18 protein-coding genes are annotated in these 19,751 nt (G+C 65.6%); 8 read left to right on the plus strand and 10 right to left on the minus strand.

The window, feature by feature from the left end; all coding sequences use genetic code 11:
• Positions 1–278: 278 nt before the first annotated feature.
• From AC1RDS_RS01935 to AC1RDS_RS01945, 3 genes are all read right to left on the minus strand, one after another.
• Positions 279–1,298: a tripartite tricarboxylate transporter substrate binding protein gene (locus tag AC1RDS_RS01935; protein ID WP_092697022.1), complete on the minus strand. Its 1,020-nt coding sequence runs from the start codon at positions 1,296–1,298 to the stop codon at positions 279–281.
• A 69-nt stretch (positions 1,299–1,367) separates the two neighbouring features.
• Positions 1,368–2,579 carry a CaiB/BaiF CoA transferase family protein gene (locus AC1RDS_RS01940; RefSeq protein WP_287877708.1) on the minus strand — a complete coding sequence of 404 codons (1,212 nt, stop codon included), beginning with the start codon at positions 2,577–2,579 and terminating at the stop codon, positions 1,368–1,370.
• A gap of 23 nt (positions 2,580–2,602) precedes the next feature.
• Positions 2,603–3,565 (minus strand): hydroxymethylglutaryl-CoA lyase, encoded by a 963-nt coding sequence (locus tag AC1RDS_RS01945; protein ID WP_287877768.1) that lies wholly within the window; start codon positions 3,563–3,565, stop codon positions 2,603–2,605.
• 123 nt (positions 3,566–3,688) lie between these two features.
• Here AC1RDS_RS01945 and AC1RDS_RS01950 point away from each other — a divergent pair, with 123 nt between their 5' ends.
• The 3 genes from AC1RDS_RS01950 (at position 3,689) to AC1RDS_RS01960 (ending at position 5,686) form a co-directional block, all read left to right on the plus strand.
• Positions 3,689–4,603, plus strand: a complete 915-nt coding sequence (locus AC1RDS_RS01950; RefSeq protein ID WP_092697023.1) for a LysR family transcriptional regulator — start codon at positions 3,689–3,691, stop codon at positions 4,601–4,603.
• Between the two features lie 281 nt (positions 4,604–4,884).
• Positions 4,885–5,193, plus strand: a complete 309-nt coding sequence (locus tag AC1RDS_RS01955; RefSeq protein WP_024814563.1) for a winged helix-turn-helix transcriptional regulator — start codon at positions 4,885–4,887, stop codon at positions 5,191–5,193.
• 136 nt (positions 5,194–5,329) lie between these two features.
• A complete protein-coding gene (locus AC1RDS_RS01960; RefSeq protein ID WP_092697024.1) occupies positions 5,330–5,686 on the plus strand; it encodes an FKBP-type peptidyl-prolyl cis-trans isomerase in 357 nt (118 codons plus the stop codon).
• Positions 5,687–5,773: 87 nt separating this feature from the next.
• Here AC1RDS_RS01960 and AC1RDS_RS01965 read toward each other — a convergent pair whose 3' ends face one another.
• The 4 genes from AC1RDS_RS01965 to ppsA form a co-directional block, all read right to left on the minus strand.
• The gene (locus AC1RDS_RS01965; RefSeq protein ID WP_092697025.1) at positions 5,774–6,256 is read right to left on the minus strand and encodes a hypothetical protein; all 483 of its coding nucleotides are present in this window, start codon (positions 6,254–6,256) and stop codon (positions 5,774–5,776) included.
• 169 nt (positions 6,257–6,425) lie between these two features.
• Entirely contained in the window at positions 6,426–8,525 is a 2,100-nt protein-coding gene (locus AC1RDS_RS01970; RefSeq protein WP_092697026.1) for a VC_2705 family sodium/solute symporter, read from the minus strand.
• Positions 8,518–8,841 (minus strand): DUF4212 domain-containing protein, encoded by a 324-nt coding sequence (locus AC1RDS_RS01975; RefSeq protein ID WP_348683658.1) that lies wholly within the window; start codon positions 8,839–8,841, stop codon positions 8,518–8,520. Before AC1RDS_RS01975 ends, AC1RDS_RS01970 begins: the two co-directional genes overlap by 8 nt.
• Before the next feature lie 50 nt (positions 8,842–8,891).
• Complete coding sequence (gene ppsA, locus AC1RDS_RS01980; RefSeq protein WP_348683580.1) at positions 8,892–11,282, minus strand: phosphoenolpyruvate synthase; 2,391 nt, start codon at positions 11,280–11,282, stop codon at positions 8,892–8,894.
• Between the two features lie 191 nt (positions 11,283–11,473).
• Between ppsA and ppsR the strand changes: the two genes are divergently transcribed.
• Complete coding sequence (ppsR, locus tag AC1RDS_RS01985) at positions 11,474–12,295, plus strand: posphoenolpyruvate synthetase regulatory kinase/phosphorylase PpsR (RefSeq protein WP_092697029.1); 822 nt, start codon at positions 11,474–11,476, stop codon at positions 12,293–12,295.
• Between the two features lie 182 nt (positions 12,296–12,477).
• Here ppsR and AC1RDS_RS01990 read toward each other — a convergent pair whose 3' ends face one another.
• Complete coding sequence (locus AC1RDS_RS01990) at positions 12,478–13,377, minus strand: LysR family transcriptional regulator (RefSeq protein ID WP_092697030.1); 900 nt, start codon at positions 13,375–13,377, stop codon at positions 12,478–12,480.
• Between the two features lie 104 nt (positions 13,378–13,481).
• Between AC1RDS_RS01990 and AC1RDS_RS01995 the strand changes: the two genes are divergently transcribed.
• From AC1RDS_RS01995 to AC1RDS_RS02005, 3 genes are all read left to right on the plus strand, one after another.
• Positions 13,482–14,456 (plus strand): Bug family tripartite tricarboxylate transporter substrate binding protein, encoded by a 975-nt coding sequence (locus tag AC1RDS_RS01995; protein WP_092697031.1) that lies wholly within the window; start codon positions 13,482–13,484, stop codon positions 14,454–14,456.
• 44 nt (positions 14,457–14,500) lie between these two features.
• The gene (locus tag AC1RDS_RS02000; RefSeq protein ID WP_092697032.1) at positions 14,501–15,340 is read left to right on the plus strand and encodes a substrate-binding domain-containing protein; all 840 of its coding nucleotides are present in this window, start codon (positions 14,501–14,503) and stop codon (positions 15,338–15,340) included.
• A gap of 140 nt (positions 15,341–15,480) precedes the next feature.
• Positions 15,481–16,542 carry a porin gene (locus tag AC1RDS_RS02005; RefSeq protein WP_348683584.1) on the plus strand — a complete coding sequence of 354 codons (1,062 nt, stop codon included), beginning with the start codon at positions 15,481–15,483 and terminating at the stop codon, positions 16,540–16,542.
• Positions 16,543–16,669: 127 nt separating this feature from the next.
• On the opposite strand, the gene ahpF is transcribed toward AC1RDS_RS02005, so the two are convergent.
• Positions 16,670–18,238 carry an alkyl hydroperoxide reductase subunit F gene (ahpF, locus tag AC1RDS_RS02010; RefSeq protein WP_348683586.1) on the minus strand — a complete coding sequence of 523 codons (1,569 nt, stop codon included), beginning with the start codon at positions 18,236–18,238 and terminating at the stop codon, positions 16,670–16,672.
• Between the two features lie 170 nt (positions 18,239–18,408).
• Complete coding sequence (gene ahpC, locus AC1RDS_RS02015; RefSeq protein ID WP_026436333.1) at positions 18,409–18,972, minus strand: alkyl hydroperoxide reductase subunit C; 564 nt, start codon at positions 18,970–18,972, stop codon at positions 18,409–18,411.
• Positions 18,973–19,195: 223 nt separating this feature from the next.
• Between ahpC and bfr the strand changes: the two genes are divergently transcribed.
• The gene (gene bfr / locus AC1RDS_RS02020; RefSeq protein WP_026436334.1) at positions 19,196–19,672 is read left to right on the plus strand and encodes a bacterioferritin; all 477 of its coding nucleotides are present in this window, start codon (positions 19,196–19,198) and stop codon (positions 19,670–19,672) included.
• The last annotated feature ends 79 nt before the right edge of the window (positions 19,673–19,751 follow it).

Raw genomic sequence — 19,751 nt, forward strand, 5'->3', positions numbered from 1 at the left:
GCATTCAAGCGGATAACTAGGCGGGAAGCCGCAGACAGTGCTCTAGCACGGCAAGGCGAACCAACGAAGTTATACGTTTGAAGGCAAAACCGTATCAGCCGTACCACCACAGCCCTGGCAACAGGGTGTGCCTTCAGGCGCCCCGGCCACCACTGTGGTGCCGGGGCGTCATGTTTTGGGAGCGACACAGCGCTGTGTACAGGTCCTGCCAGAGATTCCCCATGAAAGGCCTTTGGCGCTTGATGGATGAGCGCCATCAGTCCTATAAAAAGGAGCAGTCAGTCCAGCTTGAGCCCTGACTGCTTCACCAGCCGGGCCATGCGGCCAATCTCGCTGCGAAAGAATGCCGCCGTGGCGTCTGGCGGGGGGCTTTGCAGCTGGTAACCCTGTGCCAGCAAGGCATCGCGCACCTCCGGCGTGGCCACCGCGCTGCGCACCCCATGGTAGGCGCGCTCCACCTCGGCCTTGGGCAGACCGGCCGGCCCGACCACGGCCACCCAGCCGTCGAGCACGTAGTGGGACAGCCCCTGCTCGGCCATCGTCGGCAGATCGGGCAGCAGCGGTGAGCGGACGCTGGACGACAACCCGATGGCCCGCAGCGCGCCCGCCTTCACATGGGGCGCGGCAACGGCAATGGCAATGAACGCCATCTGAATCTGCCCACCCAGCACATCGGCGGTCAGCGGCCCCATGCCCCGGTAGGGAATGTGCTTGATGTCCACCTGGGCCTCGTGCACGAACATCTCGGCGGCCAGGTGCAGGATGGTGCCGTTTCCGGACGATCCGTAGTTCAGCGCGCCGGGTTGGGCCTTGGCCAGGGCGATGAGTTCGCGCAAGTTCCTGGCCGCCACCGATGGATGGGCCACCAGCACGAACGGCGTGGCGCCGATCATGGTGATGGGCGTGATGTCGTCCACGGCATCGTAGGGAATGTTCTTGAACACACTGGGGTTCACCACATGGTTGTTGGACACCATGCCCAACACCGAACCATCCTTGGGCGCCTTGACGATCATCGAGGTGCCCGTGATGCCACCCGCACCGGGATAGTTTTCCACCACCACGGGCCGCGCCAGCGCCTTGCCCAGGCTGGGGCCCAGCACGCGGGCCACACCGTCCACCCCCGAGCCCGCGCTAACGGGCAGCACCATGCGCAGCGGTTTGTCAGACCCTTGGGCCCAGGTCAGCGCCGGGGCCACGGCGCCGGCCACCGCGGCCGCCAGCAGCGTGCGGCGCGCAATGCCGTCTCGATGGAAGGAAGGAGGAAAAAGGCTGTGCGCCGGTGGCTGTGTCGTCATGGTTGTCTCCATCGTTGTCATTGGAATGCTGTCGCACGGGCCCGTGCATGGCCCTGGCGCCGAGGCAGCTCAGGCCACTGCCCCCTGGGCTTGCAGGGCCTGGACCTGATCGGGCGTGTAACCCAGCTGCTCCATCAGCTCGGCCGTGTGCTGCCCCAGCACGGGCGGCTGCAGGCGCACTCCCAGCCGCTGGCCGTCCATGCGCAAGGGGAACAATGTGGTGCGCGCCGTCTGCCCTGCCCGCTCGCCGTCGGGCAAGGTGATATCGGCCAGGCCTCCGGTGGCTTGGAGGTGCGGGTCATCGAATAGCTGCTCAGGCCGCAGGATGGGCGCAAACGGCAGGCCGTTTTTCTCGAAGATGGCTGCCAGCTCGGCAGCGCTGTGCCCGGCCAGGCGCTGGCGCAACGCTGGCATCAGCGTGGGGCGTGCGCGCACGCGGTCGTTGTTGGTGGCCAGCAGCGGGTCGGCCTTGAGGTCTGCAAACCCCATGGCGTCACAAAAGGTGACCCACTGCGCGTCGCTCACGGCGGCCAGGAAGATCTGCTCATCGTCTTTCACGCTGAAGACGTCGTACAGCGCCCATGACGAGATGCGGTCGGGCATGGGTGCCGCAGGCTGGCCGGTAACGGCGTACTGCATCATGTGCTGGCCGACCAGGAACACGTTGTTCTCGAACAGGGCCGAGTCCACCTCCTGCCCGCGCCCGGTGATGCCGCGCTGCATCAGGGCCGCCATGGCACCGATGGCGCCGAACATGCCTCCCATGATGTCGTTGACGCTGGTGCCGGCGCGCAGGGGATCGCCGGGGCGGCCCGTCATGTAGGCCAGGCCGCCCATCATCTGCACCACCTCGTCCAGCGCCGTGCGGTGCTCGTAGGGGCCGGGCAGAAAACCGGTGTGGTTCACATAGATGAGGCGCGGGTTGAGCTGGCTCAGTGCGGCGTAGTCCAACCCGTATTTGGTCATCACACCGGGCTTGAAGTTCTGCGCGACCACGTCGGCCGAGGCCGCCAGCCGGCGCGCCGCCTCCAGCCCCTCGGGGCTGCGCAGGTCGAGCGCAATGCTCTTCTTGTTGCGGTTGAACATGGGGAAGAAACCCGCGCCCGCGCCCAGCAGGTGGCGGGTGCGGTCGCCCTCCACGGGCTCGACCTTGATGACCTCGGCCCCCAGGTCGGCCAGCACCATGCCGCAGGTGGGGCCCATGACCATGTGGGTGAACTCCACCACGCGCAGGCCTTCGAGCGGCAGGCGGGGAGATGGTGCGGGTTGTGTGTCGTTCATGTTCAGCGCATTCATAAGGAAAATCAGGCCGCCTGCAGCGCGACGGGTGCGGCATTCTGCGGCAGCCCCGCCTGCCACAGCGCGCCATGCAGCGTTTCGCCCGCCAGCCACCCCGCCACGCGCTGGCGCAGGGCCAGCAGCGCAGCCACGTCGATGCCGGTGGCCACGCCCATGCGCTCCAGCATGAAGGTCAGGTCTTCGGTGGCGACGTTCCCGCTGGCGCCGGGGGCGTGGGGGCAGCCGCCGATGCCGGCCAGGCAGGCATCGAACCGGCCAATACCTGTCTGCCAGGCCGCGTAGACATTGGCCAGGCCCATGCCGCGGGTGTCGTGGAAATGGGCGCACCACAGGCGCTCGCCGACCAGGGCGCGGGCCTTCTCGAACAGGCGCCGCACGCTGGCCGGGTCGGCATAGCCCACGGTGTCGGCCAGACTCACGCGGTCGGCACCGGCGTCAAGCAGGGCTTGCATCAGGCGCAGCACCTCACCCTCGGCCACCTCGCCCTGCAGCGTGCAGCCAAAGGCCGTACCCACGCCGCCCTCGATCAGCGTGCGGCTGCCGGCAGCGTCGCGCGCAGCGCGGATGCGCGCCACCTCGGCCACCACCTCGTCGGGCGTCTTGCGCAGGTTGGCCAGGCTGTGGGCGTGGCTGGCGGACAGCGGCACGATCATGAGATCGGCCCCGCACTCCAGCGCACGTTCGGCCCCCTTGAAATTGGGTACCAGCACCGAGGCCAGCAGGCCCGGCAGGGTTTTGGCGTGGGCCAGCACTTCGGCGGTATCGGCCAGTTGCGGCAGCAGGCGGGCGGGCACGAACGAGCCCACCTCGATCTCGCGCTGGCCGGCCGCGTAGGCGGCATCGATCCATGCGAGCTTGCGCGCGGTGGGCAGCACCGTGGCAATGCTCTGCAGGCCATCGCGCAACCCGACCTCGCGGACAACCGCCCGGGCAGAGCCAGAGGCCAAAGAAGAAGTCGATGATGGGATGTGGCTCACACTAAGTCTCCAGGCAGACGGGGTTGTGGGATTCTAGAAATTCCCACAAGAATCAGAAAATACATTTTGGAATCCTTATGATTCCCAAATGGAATATCAAAAAGCACTGCCCCCATGCGCCACCTGGACCTGCTGACCCTGCGGCTGTTTGCCGCCGTCTGCGAGCAGCGCAGCATCGCCCGCGTGGCCGAGCAGGAGTCCATCGTGGGCTCCGCCATCAGCAAGCGCCTGGCACAACTCGAAGACACCGTGGGCACACCCCTGCTGGTGCGCAAGCGGCGTGGCGTGGTGCCCACCCCGGCGGGTGAAACCCTGCTGGAGCATGCCCGCACCATGCTGGCCAGCATGGGCCAGATCGAGCGCGACATGGCGGCGTATGCCACCGGCATCCGGGGCCATGTGCGCATGCTGGTGACGGCCTCGGTGATGGCCGAGTCGCTGGCCGACGATGTGGCCGCCTTTTTGCAGCACCCGGCCCACCGCGACATCCAGGTGAGCATGGAGGAGCGCGTGAGCCCGGACGTGGTGCAGGGCATTCACGAGGGCAGCGCATCCATCGGCATCTGCTGGGATGCCGCCGACCTCTCGGGACTGGAAACCTGCGCCTACCGCAGCGACCACCTGGCCATCGTGGCCCATGAGTCCCACCCGGTGGCGCAGGCGGCCAGTGTCTGTTTCGCGGAGGTGCTGGGGTACGAATTCGTCAGCATGCCGGCCCTCAGCGCCGTCCAGGTGCTGCTGGCGCGCGCCGCTGCCGTGGAAGGCAAGACCCTGGCACACCGGGTGCTGGTGTCCAATTTCGACGCAGCCCTGCGGGTGGTGAGCGCCAACCTGGCCATCAGCGTGGTGCCGCGCGAGGTGGCCGAGCCCTTTGCCAGGACAGCCGCAGTGCGCATCGTTCCACTGGGCGACGCCTGGGCCCGCCGGAGCTTTGCCGTCTGCTACCGCAGCAGCCAGGCGTTGACCCCCTGCGCGCGCCTGCTGGTGGACCACCTGGCGCGCGCGGGCCACGCCGGCATCCCGTACTGAGGGCCCCGGAGGCCCGCCGCACCAGCGAAAGCAGCCCGGACGCGTACCATTTCAGGCCGCCGACCCGCCCCGTCGACCCGGTTCCGGCTTCGTGGCCCGCATGCAACACTTTAAAATGATTTGGGGCTTTCCTGAAGGTTGGATCATGTGTACTGTGCCTTTTGAGCTACCAAACTTGTAGCAAAAGAGGTTACGCGCTATAGTCGCAGCGCTCCCTCGGACGTGGTGCCTGTCGCGCCGCCCCGAACTTTGACCCACCACTCGCGCGAGGAGAAACATCCATGAGCTCCAAAGAGAATGCCGCCATCAACCAGCTGTTTGAACGGCTCGAATGCCGTTATGCACTGCGCGTGCTCTGGGCCTTGCGGGATGGCCACCCCCAGACCTTCCGTCTGCTGCAAGACAGCGTGGGCGGCATCACACCCAACACGCTGAACACCCGCATCAAGGAATTGCGCGAGGCCGGCTTTGTCGACCATGGCAGCGACGGCTACACCGTCACCCCCTCGGGCGCCGATCTGCTCAAGCGCCTGTCCGACGTGCAGGCTTTTGCCACCCGCTGGGTGGCGGGCCGTGCCAAGAAGGCCTGAAGCAGCGTCCATCCGCCGAGCCGGGTGGCCCCGCCCGCTCGCCAAGCCTTCGCTAGAATATGGAATAAATGGCTGCCAACGCTCTACAAAAATGCATTGGCAGCTATATTTTTAATAGCATTCAAGGAATTTCATCATGGCACTGACCACCACTGCATCCGGCCTGCAATACGAAGACACCGTCGTCGGCGAAGGCGCCGAAGCCACCAAGGGCCAGAACGTCTCGGTGCACTATACCGGCTGGCTGTACAACAACGGAGAGCAAGGTGCCAAGTTCGACTCCAGCCGCGATCGCAACGACCCCTTCGCCTTCTCGCTGGGCGCCGGCATGGTCATCAAGGGCTGGGACGAGGGGGTGCAGGGCATGAAGATCGGTGGCCAGCGCACCCTGATCATTCCCGCTGCACTGGGCTATGGCGCGCGCGGCGCCGGTGGGGTGATTCCTCCCAATGCCACGCTGAAATTCGATGTGGAACTGCTGGGCGTGCGCTGAAGCAGCACCCCGCCCTTTCACTTCAGCAAGCGGCCCGCGAGGCCGCTTTTTTGATTCCGCCCGTTGAAACCTGACCCAAGAGCAGCATCAGCTGAACAAGGCTTTTTCCAGCCGGGCAAATTTGGCATCGCCGACGGCATCCCGGATCTTGGGAGCCAATGCCGCCAGGTCATCAAAACTGCCCGCCCCCTCCACGGCCAGATTTAAGCGAAAACCGCGCAAACCCAAGCCAGCGGTCAATTCGGTGGCAATGAGGTAGGCGGCCTGGTAGCGCTCTGTATCAGACCGGCCACTGACCTCGTCCGACAACTCCAGCGACGACGAGATGCCATCACCGCCTGCCAACGACAACCCGGTAACCGCCAGCCCGGTGATCGGCTCCAGCAGCCCTTGCGCCAACATGGTCTGCACGTCTTCCTGGGTGATCCCCATCCCAGCAGTGGCTGCAAGCACGTCACGGGTCGTTCGTTTGCCATCAAACAAAATGAAAGCGGTGCGCTGGCGAGATGTCAGCCCCCCTTGCCTGTCTTTCAGAGACTCCTGACCCGCTTGCGTTTTAACCAGTACCATGTGCCTCCTTCAAAGGTGGGATGACACGGCACCGGCGGTGCGTGCAATCTTTTGAAACAGTCTCGCAGGTTTGCCGCGTTTTGACATCGGGGGTTTCCATCAAGCAGGCACCTCGACAAACCGGCAATGGCCGCCGGCCAGGCCTTCACCGTGCGCAGGCAACTGGCCCTCACATCTCGGAGCGCACCACGGGCAGCGCGGGAGCCGGTCGCGTGATGCGGCTCACCACGGCGGCCACGATCAGCCCCGCAGGCACTCCAAACACCCCCGCAGAAATGGGTTGGATGCCAAACCACAGGCCATCCGCGAGCAGCCAGCCCACCCATGCGCGCATGGCGGCAACATGCGAAAGCATGTAGTACACCGCAACGCCCAGCCCGGCGAGCATGCCGGCCACCGCGCCCTGGCGCGTGGTGCCACGCCAAAAGATGCCCAGCACCATTACCGGCACAAAAGCCGATGCCGCCAGGGAAAACGATGCCGAAACGAGCGGCAGAATTTCGGCCGGCTTGAGCGCCGCCACGAATGCCGCCGCCAGCGCCACGGACAGCAAGGTGAACTTGGTCAGGATGACGCGCTGCTCGGGCGATGCCTCCCTGGGGGCGCCGCGGTAATAGAGGTCGCGCACCAGCGCATTGCTGATGGTCAGCAGCAGCCCATCGGCCGTGGACAGCGCCGCAGCCAGCCCGCCCGCCGCCACCAGGCCCGACACCACATAGGGCAGCCCCCCCAGCTCCGGCGTGGCCAGCATGATGAGATCGGCCCCCAGGCGGATCTCGCCAAACTGCACCAGGCCGTCGCCGTTCACGTCTTCCACCGACAGCAGCGACGCATCCACGCGCGCCCATTGCGCCATCCAGCTGGGCAAGGTATCGAAGCTGCTGCCCACCAGGTTCTGCATGACCTCGAACTTCACCAGCACCGCCAGCGCCGGCGCGCTGAGGTACAGCAAGGCAATGAAGAAAAGCGACCAGGCCACCGATGAGCGTGCAGCCGCCACGGTGGGGGAGGTGTAGTAACGGGTCAGCAGATGCGGCAGCCCCGCCGTGCCCACCATCAGGCAGAACATCAGTGCCAGAAAATTGCGCCGGGTGAGTTCATACTCCTGCCGCTCGTGCGGCGAGCCGTCAGGGTTGCCCGCATAGGCCTGGCTGTGCAGCGGCAGCCCCCCCAGGGGCCGGGCACGCTCGTAGTTTTCGCGCATCTCACGCGTCCAGCGCTCGCGTGCCGATACCGCATCGCGCGGCAGTGCGACCAGTTCCCGGCTGGCAGAAACGATCAGGCCCACATCGGCATTCTGGTCGCGCAGGGTACGAACACGCTCACGCGCCTTTTCGCGCTCACGCTCCAACGCACCTTCAACGTCCTTGAGGCGCGCCTCGTAGTCCTGGGCCCGCCGCAAATAGGCCACCACCACCTGGTGCTCTGCCGGCGAATCGAGCAGGCGTTCCTCCAGATCGGCAATCTTGCCCAGTTGCGTGCCATAGACCAGCGGTGCCAGCGGGTTGCCCAGCTGCTTGTAGGCCAGCCACGACACGGGGATCAGGAAAGCCAGCAGCAGCACCACATATTGCGCCACCTGCGTCCAGGTGATGGCGCGCATGCCCCCCAGGAACGAGCACAGCAGCACGCCCCCCAGCCCCAGCATGATGCCGATCTCGAACTGCACCCCCGTAAGGCGCGAGGCAATCAGGCCCACACCGTAGATCTGGGCCACCACATAGGTGAAGGAGCACAGCACCGCCGCCAGCGCCGCAATGATGCGCGGCCAGCGGCCACCAAAGCGCACATGGAAAAAGTCGGGCACCGTGTAGAGACCCATCGCACGCAGATGGGGGGCGATCAGCATGGCCACAAGGCAGAAACCGCCAGTCCAGCCCAGCAGGTAGGCCAGCCCACCGGCCTGGCCGCGTGTGCCAGAAAAGCCCTGCAGGTACAGCGCACCCGACAGGCTGATGAACGAGGCCGCGCTCATCCAGTCGGCCGCCGCTGCCATGCCGTTGTACACCGGCGGAATCCGCCGCCCCGCCACGTAATACTCTTCGGGATCGGTGGTGCGCCCGTACACCCCGATGCCGGCATAGACCATCACCGTGAGAAACAGGAAGATCGGACCGATCCAGTGCCGCGACAGCCCCTGCTGCTCGGCCCAGGCCATCAGAATCAGAAACGCCGCCACCCCCACCACATACAGGGCAAAGATGCGGTGCAGGCGCCACAGGTAGGCCTTGTCATCGCCCCCTTGTCCCGCGCCCCCGGGCTCAACCATGGGATGGGGCCCGCTCGGTGGTTAGCGCGGCCATCCGCGCGGCGTCCTGGCGCTCAAACCGGTTCATGGCCCAGCAATAGACCACCACGATGGCAATGAACATCAGCACCGCACCCTGTGCAGCAATCCAGTGGCCCAGCGGCCAGCCTGCCACGACGAACGCTTGCAGATCGCGGGCGAAGTAGGCGGCCACGAAAGACACCAGCGCCCACGCCAGCAGCAGCCCCCCCTTGAGCCAGAGGTGGCGCACATCGTGCATGTCTGGCGGGAAGGGGCCCGCCAGTTCGGGTTCGTGGATTTTTTTCAGGGGCTGCATCCAGGGCGTGCTCGCATACCGCGGGTCGGACAAGGGCAGCCCCTGCGCACTCAGCGTGCCAGCTGCTGCCAGGTGGCGATCACGCTGTCAGGATTGAGCGAAATCGACGAGATGCCTTCCCTGGCCAGCCACTGCGCAAAGTCCGGGTGGTCGCTGGGGCCCTGGCCGCAGATGCCGATGTACTTGCCCTGGGCCAGGCAGGCCTTGATGACCTGGTGGATCAGCGCCTCGACAGCCGGGTCGCGCTCGTCAAAGTCCTGCGCCAGCAGCTCCAGACCCGAGTCGCGGTCCAGGCCCAGGGTGAGCTGGGTCAGGTCGTTGGAGCCGATGGAGAAACCATCGAAGAACTCCAGGAAGCGTTCGGCCAGGATGGCGTTGCTGGGCACCTCGCACATCATGATGACCTTGAGGTCGTCCTTGCCACGCTGCAGGCCGTGGGTGGCCAGCAGCTTGGTCACGCGCTCAGCCTGGCCCAGCGTGCGGACAAACGGCACCATCACCTGCACGTTGGTCAGGCCCATGTCGTTGCGCACTCGCTTCAGGGCTTCGCATTCCATCGCAAAGGCTTCGCCGAAGTCCTCGCTGATGTAGCGGGCCGCACCGCGGAAGCCCAGCATCGGGTTCTCTTCCTCGGGCTCGTAGCGGCTGCCGCCAATGAGCTTGCGGTATTCATTGGACTTGAAGTCCGACAAGCGCACGATCACGGGCTTGGGCCAGAAGGCGGCGGCAATGGTGGCCACGCCTTCGGCCACCTTGTCCACGTAGAACGCGCGCGGGCTGGCATGGCCCCGGGCCACGGATTCGACGGCCTTCTTCAGGTCGGCATCGATCTGGGGGTAGTCCAGGATGGCCTTGGGGTGCACCCCAATATTGTTGTTGATGATGAACTCCAGCCGCGCCAGGCCCACGCCTTGGTTGGGCAGCAGGGCAAAGTCAAAGGCCAGCTGGGGGTTGCCCACGTTCATCATGATCTTGGTCTGGATGGCAGGCATCTCGCCGCGCTGCACTTCGGTCACCTCGGTTTCGAGCAGGCCGTCGTAGATGCGGCCGGTGTCGCCCTCGGAGCAGCTCACCGTGACCAGCGTGCCATCCTTCAGGCGCTCGGTGGCGTCGCCGCAGCCCACCACGGCCGGAATGCCCAGTTCGCGCGCGATGATGGCGGCGTGGCAGGTGCGGCCGCCCCGGTTGGTGACGATGGCGCTGGCGCGCTTCATCACGGGCTCCCAGTTGGGGTCGGTCATGTCGGTGACCAGCACGTCGCCGGGCTGCACCTTGTCCATCTCGGAAATGTGGTGCACCAGACGCACGGGGCCGGTGCCGATCTTCTGGCCAATGGCGCGGCCCTCGGCCAGCACGGCGCCGTGGCCCTTGAGCTTGTAGCGCAACTCGACCTGGCCCTTGGCCTGACTCTTCACTGTTTCAGGGCGGGCCTGCAGGATGTAGAGCTGGCCGTCGGTGCCGTCCTTGCCCCATTCGATGTCCATGGGGCGGCCATAGTGCTGCTCGATGACCACGGCATAGTGCGCGAGTTGCTCGACATCGGCATCGGTGAGCGAATAGCGGTTGCGCTGCTCGGTGGGCACGTCGGTGGTCTTGATGAGCTTGCCGCTCTGCGCCTTTTCATCGGGCGTGGCAAACACCATCTGGATCAGCTTGCTGCCCAGGTTGCGACGGATCACTGCCTTCTTGCCCGCCTTGAGCATGGGCTTGTGCACATAGAACTCGTCAGGGTTCACGGCGCCCTGCACCACGGTTTCACCCAGGCCGTAGCTGCTGGTGATGAACACCACGTCTTCAAAGCCGCTCTCAGTGTCGATGGTGAACATCACGCCGGCGGCGCCCAGGTCGGAGCGCACCATGCGCTGCACGCCGGCCGACAGGGCCACCACATCGTGCGCAAAACCCTTGTGCACGCGGTAGCTGATGGCGCGGTCGTTGTAGAGGCTGGCGAACACCTCCTTCATCTTGTGCAGCACTGCGTCGATGCCATGCACGTTCAGGAAGGTTTCCTGCTGGCCGGCAAACGATGCGTCGGGCAGATCCTCGGCCGTGGCGGACGAGCGCACGGCAAAGCTGGCTTCGGGATTGCCTTCGGACAGGGTGGCAAAAGCCTCGGCAATGGCCTTTTGCAGATCGGCAGGGAAAGGCTGGGCCTCGACCATGGCACGGATCTCGGCGCCCACGGCAGCCAGGGCGCGCACGTCTTCGGTGTCGAGCGCTGCCAGCTTGGCGCTGATGCGGTCGGCCAGGCCCTCAAAGGCCAAAAATTCGCGGAACGCGTGGGCCGTGGTGGCAAAGCCCGTAGGCACCCGCACGCCATGGGGCAACTGCGAGATCATTTCGCCGAGGGAGGCGTTTTTGCCGCCTACCGCCTCGACGTCGGTCATTCTCAGGTTTTCAAACGGTACGACCAGGGCGGTCGGGCTGAAAAGTGCAGACATGGGAAAGCTCCAGAAGTTAAAACCGGGTCTGCGCGCCCGCCCGACAGGAGCAGGGAGGGAGCGGCCATGCACGGGCTGCAGCTTTCTGGTTGTGGTTGTGGGCCGACCGGGTGCATGGTGAGAATTGGATAATTGACGCAATTGTAGGCGGGCCGCACCGGCAACCGCCCGACGCTCTTGAAAAGGCCCCCATGCACTCGCGCACCGTATTCTTTGTGTCGGACGGCACCGGCATCACCGCCGAAACGTTCGGCAACGCCATCCTGGCCCAGTTCGAACTGGTGCCGCGCCGCGTGCGCCTGCCCTTCGTGGACACCGAGGACAAGGCCCATCAGGCGGTGCGCCAGATCAACCACACCGCCGAGCTGGAAGGCAAGAAGCCCATCGTCTTCACCACGCTCGTGAACATGGAGGTGCTCAAGGTCATCCAGGAGGGCTGCAAGGGCATGCTGCTCGACATGTTTGGCACCTTCGTGCACCCGCTGGAAGAAGAACTGGGTGTCAAGTCGCACCACCGGGTGGGCCGTTTCAGCGATGTGAGCCGCAGCAAGGAATACACCGACCGCATCGAGGCCATCAACTTCAGCCTGGCGCACGACGACGGCCAGAGCCACCGCGACCTGGCCGGCGCCGACGTGATCCTGGTGGGCGTGAGCCGCAGCGGCAAGACCCCCACCAGCCTGTACCTGGCCATGCAGCATGGCCTGAAGGCTGCCAACTACCCGCTGATCCCCGAAGATTTTGACCGCCGCCAGCTGCCGCCCGCGCTGATGGAGTTTCGCAAGAAGATCTTCGGCCTGACGATCAGCCCCGAGCGGCTGTCCGAGATCCGCAGCGAGCGCCGCCCCGACTCGCGCTACGCCAGCCTGCAGAACTGCCGCCACGAGGTGGCCGAAGCCGAGGCCATGATGCGCCGCGCCGGCATCCGCTGGCTGTCCACCACCACCAAATCCATTGAAGAGATCGCCACCACCATCCTGCAGGAGCTGCAGCCGGACCGGCTGGTGTATTGATGCGGCCGTGCGCGGGTCCCCGAGCTGCGCCGCGCAGCCGCCCGGCATGGCCGAACGGCGGCGCAATGCACCACGCGTGTGAGCCCCGGGCCGGGCAGTGGGTCCACCGTCTTTCACCCGATGGACCGGCTGCCCCGGGCCCCATCGGCGCACCCGCCCCCGTGTCGCGCCCCGCGCGCCCTTCAACCACCTGAATGCAGCTGGACCAGGCGTTGGCGCAAGGCTTCTGCAGCGGGAGCCAGCACGCGGTCGCGCCGCTGCAGCAATCCCAAGGTACGCCAGAGGTCGGGTTCTATCAGCGGCACGCCGCACACCTGGGGGTGCTCCGCCGGTAGCGCCAGTTGCGGCAGCACGGCCAGGCCCAGCCCGGCTTCCACCAGGGCCAGCGCTCCGGCAACATGATTGCACTCGTACCAAGCGACAGGTTGCTGGGGCAGATCGGCCGTGGCCTGGTCCAGGAGCAGCCGGTTGCTGCTGTCACGCGAGACCGACACCAAGCGCTGCCCCGCCAGTTCAGCCCATGCCACCTCCTTGCGCCCGGCCCAGCGGTGACCCCGCTGCATGGCCAGGACGTAGCGCTCGCGCATCAGTGCCTCGAAACGCAGTGCCGACTCCTGGCTGCCGGTAAAGCTCAGCCCGAAATCGGCGTCTCCCCGCACCACAGCATCGAGCACCTGGTTGGCGCTTTCGTCGATGACGTGCACCTGGACCTCCGGCTGCGCCACCGCGAAGGCCCGTAGAACACGGGGCAGCAGATGGCTCGCCACCGACGGAATGCAGGCGATCGCCACCCGCCCGCGGCGCAGATGGACCTGGTCATTCACGCGCTGCACCGCTTCATCCAGGCCCGCCAGGGCCGTGCGCGCCTCGTGCAGAAACTCCTGCCCCACCGCCGTCAATTCCACGCTGCGGGTCGTGCGCTCCAGCAACCGGACACCCAGAGCCGCTTCCAGCCGCTCGACGCGGCGGCTGAGGGCCGGCGGCGACAGGCACAGGGCTTCTGCCGCCAGGCGAAAGCTCGCCTTCTCTGCAGTGACCACGAATGCCTGCAGTTCACCCAGATCGAATTTGATGCGCAACATGCAATAGTCCTGTCATAAATTGCAATTCACAGATTATTGCGTCCTACCTAGACTGGCGTCCTTTCGCAAGGCCGACCGTGCATCGGCCACTTCTGGAATCCACCATGCAACGACGCTCCCTGATCGTGGCCGCCGCCCTGGCCACATGCCTCCCCCTGGTCCACACCGCCTCCCAGGCCCAGGACTTTCCTCCCAAGAAGCCCGTGACCCTGGTGGTCGGCTTTGCCGCCGGCGGTTCAGCGGACATCGCGGCGCGGTTGATCGCCAAGAAGCTGGGCGAGAACATCGGCCAGAGCGTGGTGGTGGACAACAAGCCCGGCGCGGGGGGCAACCTGGCCCACGCCCAGGTCGCCACGGGCCCGTCGGATGGCTCGGTGTTGCTGTTCGGCTCCATTGGCCCGCTCAGCATCGCCCCCCATTTCATGAGCGTCCGCTACGACCCGCTCAAGGATCTGGCGCCCATCACCATGGGCGTGAGCTTCCCCAACGTGCTGGTGGTGCCCGCCAGCACCGGCATCAAGACCCTGGGCGAATTCGTGGCCAAGGCCAGGCGCGAGCCGGGCAAGTTCGACTTTGCCTCCACCGGCCCCGGTTCGGCGGCGCACCTGGCCGGTGAACTGCTCAACGACGTCGCCAAGATCGACACTGTGCACGTGCCCTACAAGGGCGGCGCCCCTGCGCTGCAGGATGTCCTGGGAGGGCGTGTGACCGCGTTCTATGCAGCGCCCCCCACCGCCCTGCCCCACATCGAGTCGGGCAAGCTCATTCCATTGGCCACCACTGGACTGACGCGTCCTGCCTATCTGCCCAACGTACCCACGGTGGCAGAGAGCTTTCCGGGCTTCAACGCCACGAACTGGTATGCATTCGTGGCTTCGGCCAAGACACCCAAGCCCCTGCTGGACCGCTGGAATGTCGAACTGGTGAAGGTGCTCAACACCCCCGAAGTGCGCGAGAACATGCTCAAGCATGGCCAGACCGCATCGCCCAGCACCCGCGATGAGCTGGGCAAATTCATCGCCGCCGAATACAGCAAGTGGGGCCGCATCATCCACGAGCGCAAGATAACCGCCGACTGACATAGCGGCCCGCAACCCCTACGACATCAATCAGGAGACATGACATGCAAACCTTCAAGCCAGACACTGTGAGCCCCATCGAAATGCCCCGCCGCCGGGTGCTGAGCGCCCTGCTCGGCGCCGCGTTGAGCCTGGGCCTGGCCCTGGGAGCGGCAACGCCCTCCAGCGCCCAGGCGGCAGAAATCCGCGTCGTCACCTCGGGCGGTTTCTCCGCTGCCTACGACCAGCTGATTCCCCTGTACGAGCAGGCCACCGGCCACAAGGTGGTCACTGCACGGGGCGCTTCGATGGGCAAGGCACCCGACTCCATCCCCAGCCGCTTCGCCCGCGGCGAGCAGTTCGACATCGTCATCCTGGCCGACTCGGGGCTGGAGGCCCTGGTGGCGCAGGGCAAGGTGCAGCCCGGCAGCCGCGTGGACCTGGCCCGTTCCATGATCGGCATGAGCGTGCGCAAGGGCACGCCCAAGCCCGACATCAGCACCGTGGAAGCCCTCAAGCAGACCCTGCTGAACGCCAGGTCGATCGCCTATTCCGCCAGCGCCAGCGGAACCTACCTCTCGAACGAACTGTTCCCGCGCCTGGGTGTGGCCGAGCAGATCAAGGACAAGGCCACCAAGATCTACAGCGAGCGCGTGGGCGCGGTGGTGTTGCGTGGCGACGCCGAGATCGGCTTCCAGCAGGTCAGCGAGCTGCTGCCCTTCAAAGAGCTGGAGTTCGTCGGACCGCTGCCGGACGAAGTCCAGCAGCGCGTTTTCTTCTCGGCGGGCGTGGCCGCGGGCGCAGAGAACCCCGACGCGGCGCGGCATCTGATCCGTTTCCTGGCAGCACCGGCGGCAGCCCCCATCGTGCGCAGCACCGGCATGGAGCCTGCGGCCGCCCGCTGACACTGCGTCGACAGCGCTTCAGCCCCTTGCTCCGCGCGCCGGGCGTGCGCACCGGCAGCGCTCGCCCAACGACCTCCCCCCACTGCACCGCCCTCCGGGTGCGGCGCACCGCCGCGCCCCTCACAACGACAAGGAGACCCATGAAACCCCAACACCTGGCATGGCTGGCCGCACTGGCCACACCCGCGCTCACCCTGGCGCAGGGCAGCACCACCCTGTACGGCATAGCCGATACCGGCGTGCGCCGCACCGCCGGCATGACCGCCGCCAATGCACCCAGCACCGCCTCTGCGACCAGCCTGGCCAGCGGCGTCAACAACACCAGCCGCTTCGGATTCCGGGGCCGCGAAGAACTGGGGGGCGGTCTCTATGCACTCTTCAACTTCGAAACCGGTCTGAACATCGACAGCGGCAGCACCGCCAACGCCAAGTTCTTCGACCGCGCCGCCATCGTCGGCCTGGGCGGCGCCTGGGGCCAGGTCACGGCGGGCCGGCAGACCAACTTGCTGGCCGATGCCGTGAGCCCCGTTGACGCGGCGGGCATGCGCTTCGCTTCGTTCAACCCCAACATCGCCACGGCGGCCTTGAGCAGCCATGGCCTGGGCGTTGAATATGGCACGGCAGGTTCTTCCAGCGGCTCTTACCGGCTGGACAACGCCCTCAAATACACAGGCCGGTTCGGGCCCGTCACCGCACGCGCCATGTACAGCTTCGGAGAAAACGCCGGGAGCACCTCGGCCCAGTCCTCGGCAGGAGCGGGCCTCGCCTATGCCGCAGGGGATTGGACCGTCTCGGGCGCCGTCCAGCGCTTCAAAACGGCAGGCAACCTGTCGTTGCAGGCCTTCACGCTGGGCGCCGCCTACCAGCTGGGCAGCGTGCGCCTGGCCGCCAACACCGCGCGCAGCGAAGCCGACACGTCCACCACGGCGCGCACGGAACAGCGGGTGCAGTCAGCGGGGGCGACATGGTCGGTGACCGGTGCGGTGGACCTCACCGCCGCCGTGTACCGCCTGGACCGGCAGCGAACCGGCAAGCGGGAAGACGGCTACACCCGGGCCCTCCTGTTTGCCGAGTACAAGCTTTCGCGCCGCACCAAACTGTATGCAGAGCTGGACCGCACCCAGTGGCGCGACGGCTTCCAGGGCGCCGCCAACAGGGACCGCGCCACCGGCATCACCACCGGCGTGCTGCACACCTTCTGACCGGGCTCCAGACCCGGGCATTCAGAGCAAAAAAACGGCGGGACTGCTCCTCACAGCCCCGCCGCTTCCAACGGGATGGCTTCCCGCGCTCACCACATAAGCGCTACCGGCCGATTTCTTCTGAAAATCAAGCTGGCACGCTGGTGCGGATCAAATGATCGAACGCGCTCAGCGCGGCTGTGGCGCCGGCGCCTGCAGCAATCACGATCTGCTTGTAGGGCACCGTGGTGCAGTCACCCGCGGCAAACACGCCGGGCACGTTGGTCTGGCCCTTGGCATCGATCTCGATCTCGCCAAACTTGCTCAAGGCCACCGTGCCCTTGAGCCAGTCGGTGTTGGGCACCAGGCCGATCTGCACGAACACGCCGGCCAAAGGCACCAGATGTTCTTCGCCCGTGGCGCGGTCCTTGAATTTGAGGCCGTTGACCTTGCCGTCGGCGCCCGTGATTTCGGTGGTCTGCGCGTTGGTGTGGATAGTGACGTTGGGCAGGCTTTGGAGCTTTTTGACCAGCACGGCGTCGGCCTTGAGCTGGTCGGCAAACTCCACCAGCGTGACGTGCGCCACGATGCCGGCCAGGTCGATGGCGGCCTCGACACCCGAATTGCCGCCGCCAATCACCGCCGTGCGCTTGCCCTTGAACAGCGGGCCGTCGCAGTGCGGGCAGTAGGCCACGCCCTTGTTCTTGTACTCGGCTTCGCCGGGCACGTTGACGTTGCGCCAGCGCGCGCCGGTGGACAGGATCACGCTCTTGGCCTTGAGCGAGCCGCCGTTGGCCAGTTGCACCTCGATCAGCCCGCCCGGCTGCGTGGCCGGAATCAGCCTGTCGGCGCGCTGCAGGTTCATGATGTCCACGTCGTAGGCGCGGGTGTGGGCCTCCAGCGCGGCGGCAAACTTGGGGCCGTCGGTCTCGATCACCGAAATGTAGTTCTCGATGCCCAGCGTGTCGTTGACCTGGCCGCCAAAGCGCTCGGCGGCCACGCCGGTGCGGATGCCCTTGCGGGCGGCGTACACGGCGGCGGCGGCGCCAGCGGGGCCGCCGCCAATGATGAGCATGTCGTAGGGGGCCTTGGCCGACAGCTTGGCCGCGTCACGCGCGGCGGCTCCGGTGTCGAGCTTGGCCACGATCTCCTCCACCGTCATGCGGCCCGAGGCGAATTCCTGGCCGTTCAGGTACACCATGGGCACGGCCATGATGCCGCGCTCGGTTACTTCCTGCTGGAAGGCGCCGCCTTCGATGACCGTGGTCTTGACCTGGGGGTTGAGGATGGCCATGAGCGCCAGCGCCTGCACCACGTCGGGGCAGTTGTGGCAGGTCAGGCTCATGTAGACCTCGAAGTTGAAGTCGCCTTCCAGGGCCTGGATCTGCTCGATCACGTCCGCCTCGACCTTGGGGGGGTGGCCGCCCGTCCACAGCAGGGCCAGCACGAGGGACGTGAACTCATGGCCCAGCGGCAGGCCGGCAAAGCGCAGCTGGCTGGTGCTGCCCGTGCGCTGCAGCGTGAACGAGGGCTTGCGGGCATCGTTGCCGTCGGTGCGCAGCGTGATCTTGTCGCTGCGCAGCGACTGGATGGTTTGCAGCAACTCCAGCATCTCGCGGGAGGTGTCGCTGTCGTTCAGGGATGCCACCAGCTCGAACGGCTGCTGCACGCGTTCCAGGTATGCCGAAAGTTGGGTCTTGAGTTGTTCGTCGAGCATGGTGGTGTCCTTGTAGATTCGAGTGGCAGAGGGTGTGTGCTCAAGGCGCTTGTGGCGCCGCCCGCACAAAAAACGGACGTAAAAAAGCCGGACGGCATGGCGCGGGCGCCACAGCGTGGTCCGGCTTGGGAGCGCCTCCCAGGCGCTCCGCCGTCAAACAGTCTTGTGGCTTAGATCTTGCCGACCAGGTCCAGCGATGGAGCGATGGTCTTTGCGCCTTCGTTCCACTTGGCGGGGCAGACTTCGCCGGGGTGGGCGGCGGTGTACTGGGCAGCCTTGAGCTTGCGCAGGGTTTCCTTCACGTCGCGGGCGATTTCGTTGGAATGCACTTCCATGGTCTTGATCACGCCATCGGGGTTGATGATGAAGGTGCCGCGCAGCGCCAAGCCTTCTTCGGCAATGTGCACATCAAAAGCGTTGGTCAGCTGGTGCGTGGGGTCGCCCACCAGCGGGAACTGGGCCTTGCCCACGGCGGGCGAGGTTTCGTGCCACACCTTGTGCGAGAAATGCGTATCGGTGGTGACGATGTACACCTCGGTGCCAGCCTTCTGGAATTCAGCGTAGTGCTCGGCAGCGTCTTCCACTTCGGTGGGGCAGTTGAAGGTGAATGCGGCGGGCATGAAGATCACGACCGACCACTTGCCCTTCAGGCTCTCTTCGGTCACGGTGATGAACTTGCCGTTGTGAAAGGCTTCGGTCTTGAAGGGCTGAACTTGGGTGTTGATCAGGGACATTGCTGCTTCCTTGGTGGTTGGTTGACTGAACAGGACTGAAGTCTAGGCTTTTCAAACAAATCAATCCAATTAATTGAATTCATTGAATCAATTGGTTATTGCTATTTTATGACAAGGCCGCAGGCTGCTTCGCCACCCCGCCGCTCCTCGCAGGGGCTTGTGTTGCGCGCGTGCTGCCGGGCCGCGACAATCATTGCCGGAACAACCCACCAAGGAAACCACCATGAAGGGCGACACACAGGTCATTGGCCATCTGCAGGCCCAGCTCAAGAACGAGCTCACGGCCATCAACCAGTACTTTCTGCACTACCGCATGCTCAAGCACTGGGGTTTTGACAAGCTGGCCAAGAAGGAATATTCCGAATCCATCGGCGAGATGAAGCACGCCGACTGGCTGATGGACCGCATCTTCGTACTCGACGGCCTGCCCAACCTGCAGGACCTGGCCAAGATCCAGGTGGGCGAAGATGTGCCCGAAATCCTGGCCTGCGACCTGCGCGCCGAACAAGGCGCCCAGGCCACCATCAAGGACGGCATCGCCCACTGCGAAACGGTGCGCGACTATGTCTCGCGCGACCTGCTGCAAAAGATCCTGGACGACACCGAGGAACACATCGACTTCCTCGAAACCCAGATCGACCTGATAGCCAAGGTGGGCCTGCCCAACTACCTGCAGTCGCAGATGGGTGAAGTGGAGTGACGCTGCGCCGGCGTTGCTGATGCGACGCCTTGGTGCGCCCACACGCCCCGCGTTTCAAGTGCTGCAGGCCCACAGCGCT

The organism is Acidovorax sp. GW823-FHT02H02, from assembly GCF_058797075.1.

Coding starts and splice junctions, on each gene's coding strand:
- AC1RDS_RS01940 (WP_287877708.1), bottom strand. CDS start 2,579: ATGAACGACACACAACCCGCACCATCTCCCCGCCTGCCGCTCGAAGGC.
- AC1RDS_RS01955 (WP_024814563.1), top strand. CDS start 4,885: ATGAGCTCCAAAGAGAATGCCGCCATCAACCAGCTGTTTGAACGGCTC.
- ahpF (WP_348683586.1), bottom strand. CDS start 18,238: ATGCTCGACGAACAACTCAAGACCCAACTTTCGGCATACCTGGAACGC.
- ahpC (WP_026436333.1), bottom strand. CDS start 18,972: ATGTCCCTGATCAACACCCAAGTTCAGCCCTTCAAGACCGAAGCCTTT.
- AC1RDS_RS02005 (WP_348683584.1), top strand. CDS start 15,481: ATGAAACCCCAACACCTGGCATGGCTGGCCGCACTGGCCACACCCGCG.
- ppsR (WP_092697029.1), top strand. CDS start 11,474: ATGCACTCGCGCACCGTATTCTTTGTGTCGGACGGCACCGGCATCACC.
- AC1RDS_RS01995 (WP_092697031.1), top strand. CDS start 13,482: ATGCAACGACGCTCCCTGATCGTGGCCGCCGCCCTGGCCACATGCCTC.
- AC1RDS_RS01990 (WP_092697030.1), bottom strand. CDS start 13,377: ATGTTGCGCATCAAATTCGATCTGGGTGAACTGCAGGCATTCGTGGTC.
- AC1RDS_RS01935 (WP_092697022.1), bottom strand. CDS start 1,298: ATGACGACACAGCCACCGGCGCACAGCCTTTTTCCTCCTTCCTTCCAT.
- AC1RDS_RS01950 (WP_092697023.1), top strand. CDS start 3,689: ATGCGCCACCTGGACCTGCTGACCCTGCGGCTGTTTGCCGCCGTCTGC.
- ppsA (WP_348683580.1), bottom strand. CDS start 11,282: ATGTCTGCACTTTTCAGCCCGACCGCCCTGGTCGTACCGTTTGAAAAC.
- AC1RDS_RS01970 (WP_092697026.1), bottom strand. CDS start 8,525: ATGGTTGAGCCCGGGGGCGCGGGACAAGGGGGCGATGACAAGGCCTAC.
- AC1RDS_RS01965 (WP_092697025.1), bottom strand. CDS start 6,256: ATGGTACTGGTTAAAACGCAAGCGGGTCAGGAGTCTCTGAAAGACAGG.
- AC1RDS_RS01960 (WP_092697024.1), top strand. CDS start 5,330: ATGGCACTGACCACCACTGCATCCGGCCTGCAATACGAAGACACCGTC.
- bfr (WP_026436334.1), top strand. CDS start 19,196: ATGAAGGGCGACACACAGGTCATTGGCCATCTGCAGGCCCAGCTCAAG.
- AC1RDS_RS02000 (WP_092697032.1), top strand. CDS start 14,501: ATGCAAACCTTCAAGCCAGACACTGTGAGCCCCATCGAAATGCCCCGC.
- AC1RDS_RS01975 (WP_348683658.1), bottom strand. CDS start 8,841: ATGCAGCCCCTGAAAAAAATCCACGAACCCGAACTGGCGGGCCCCTTC.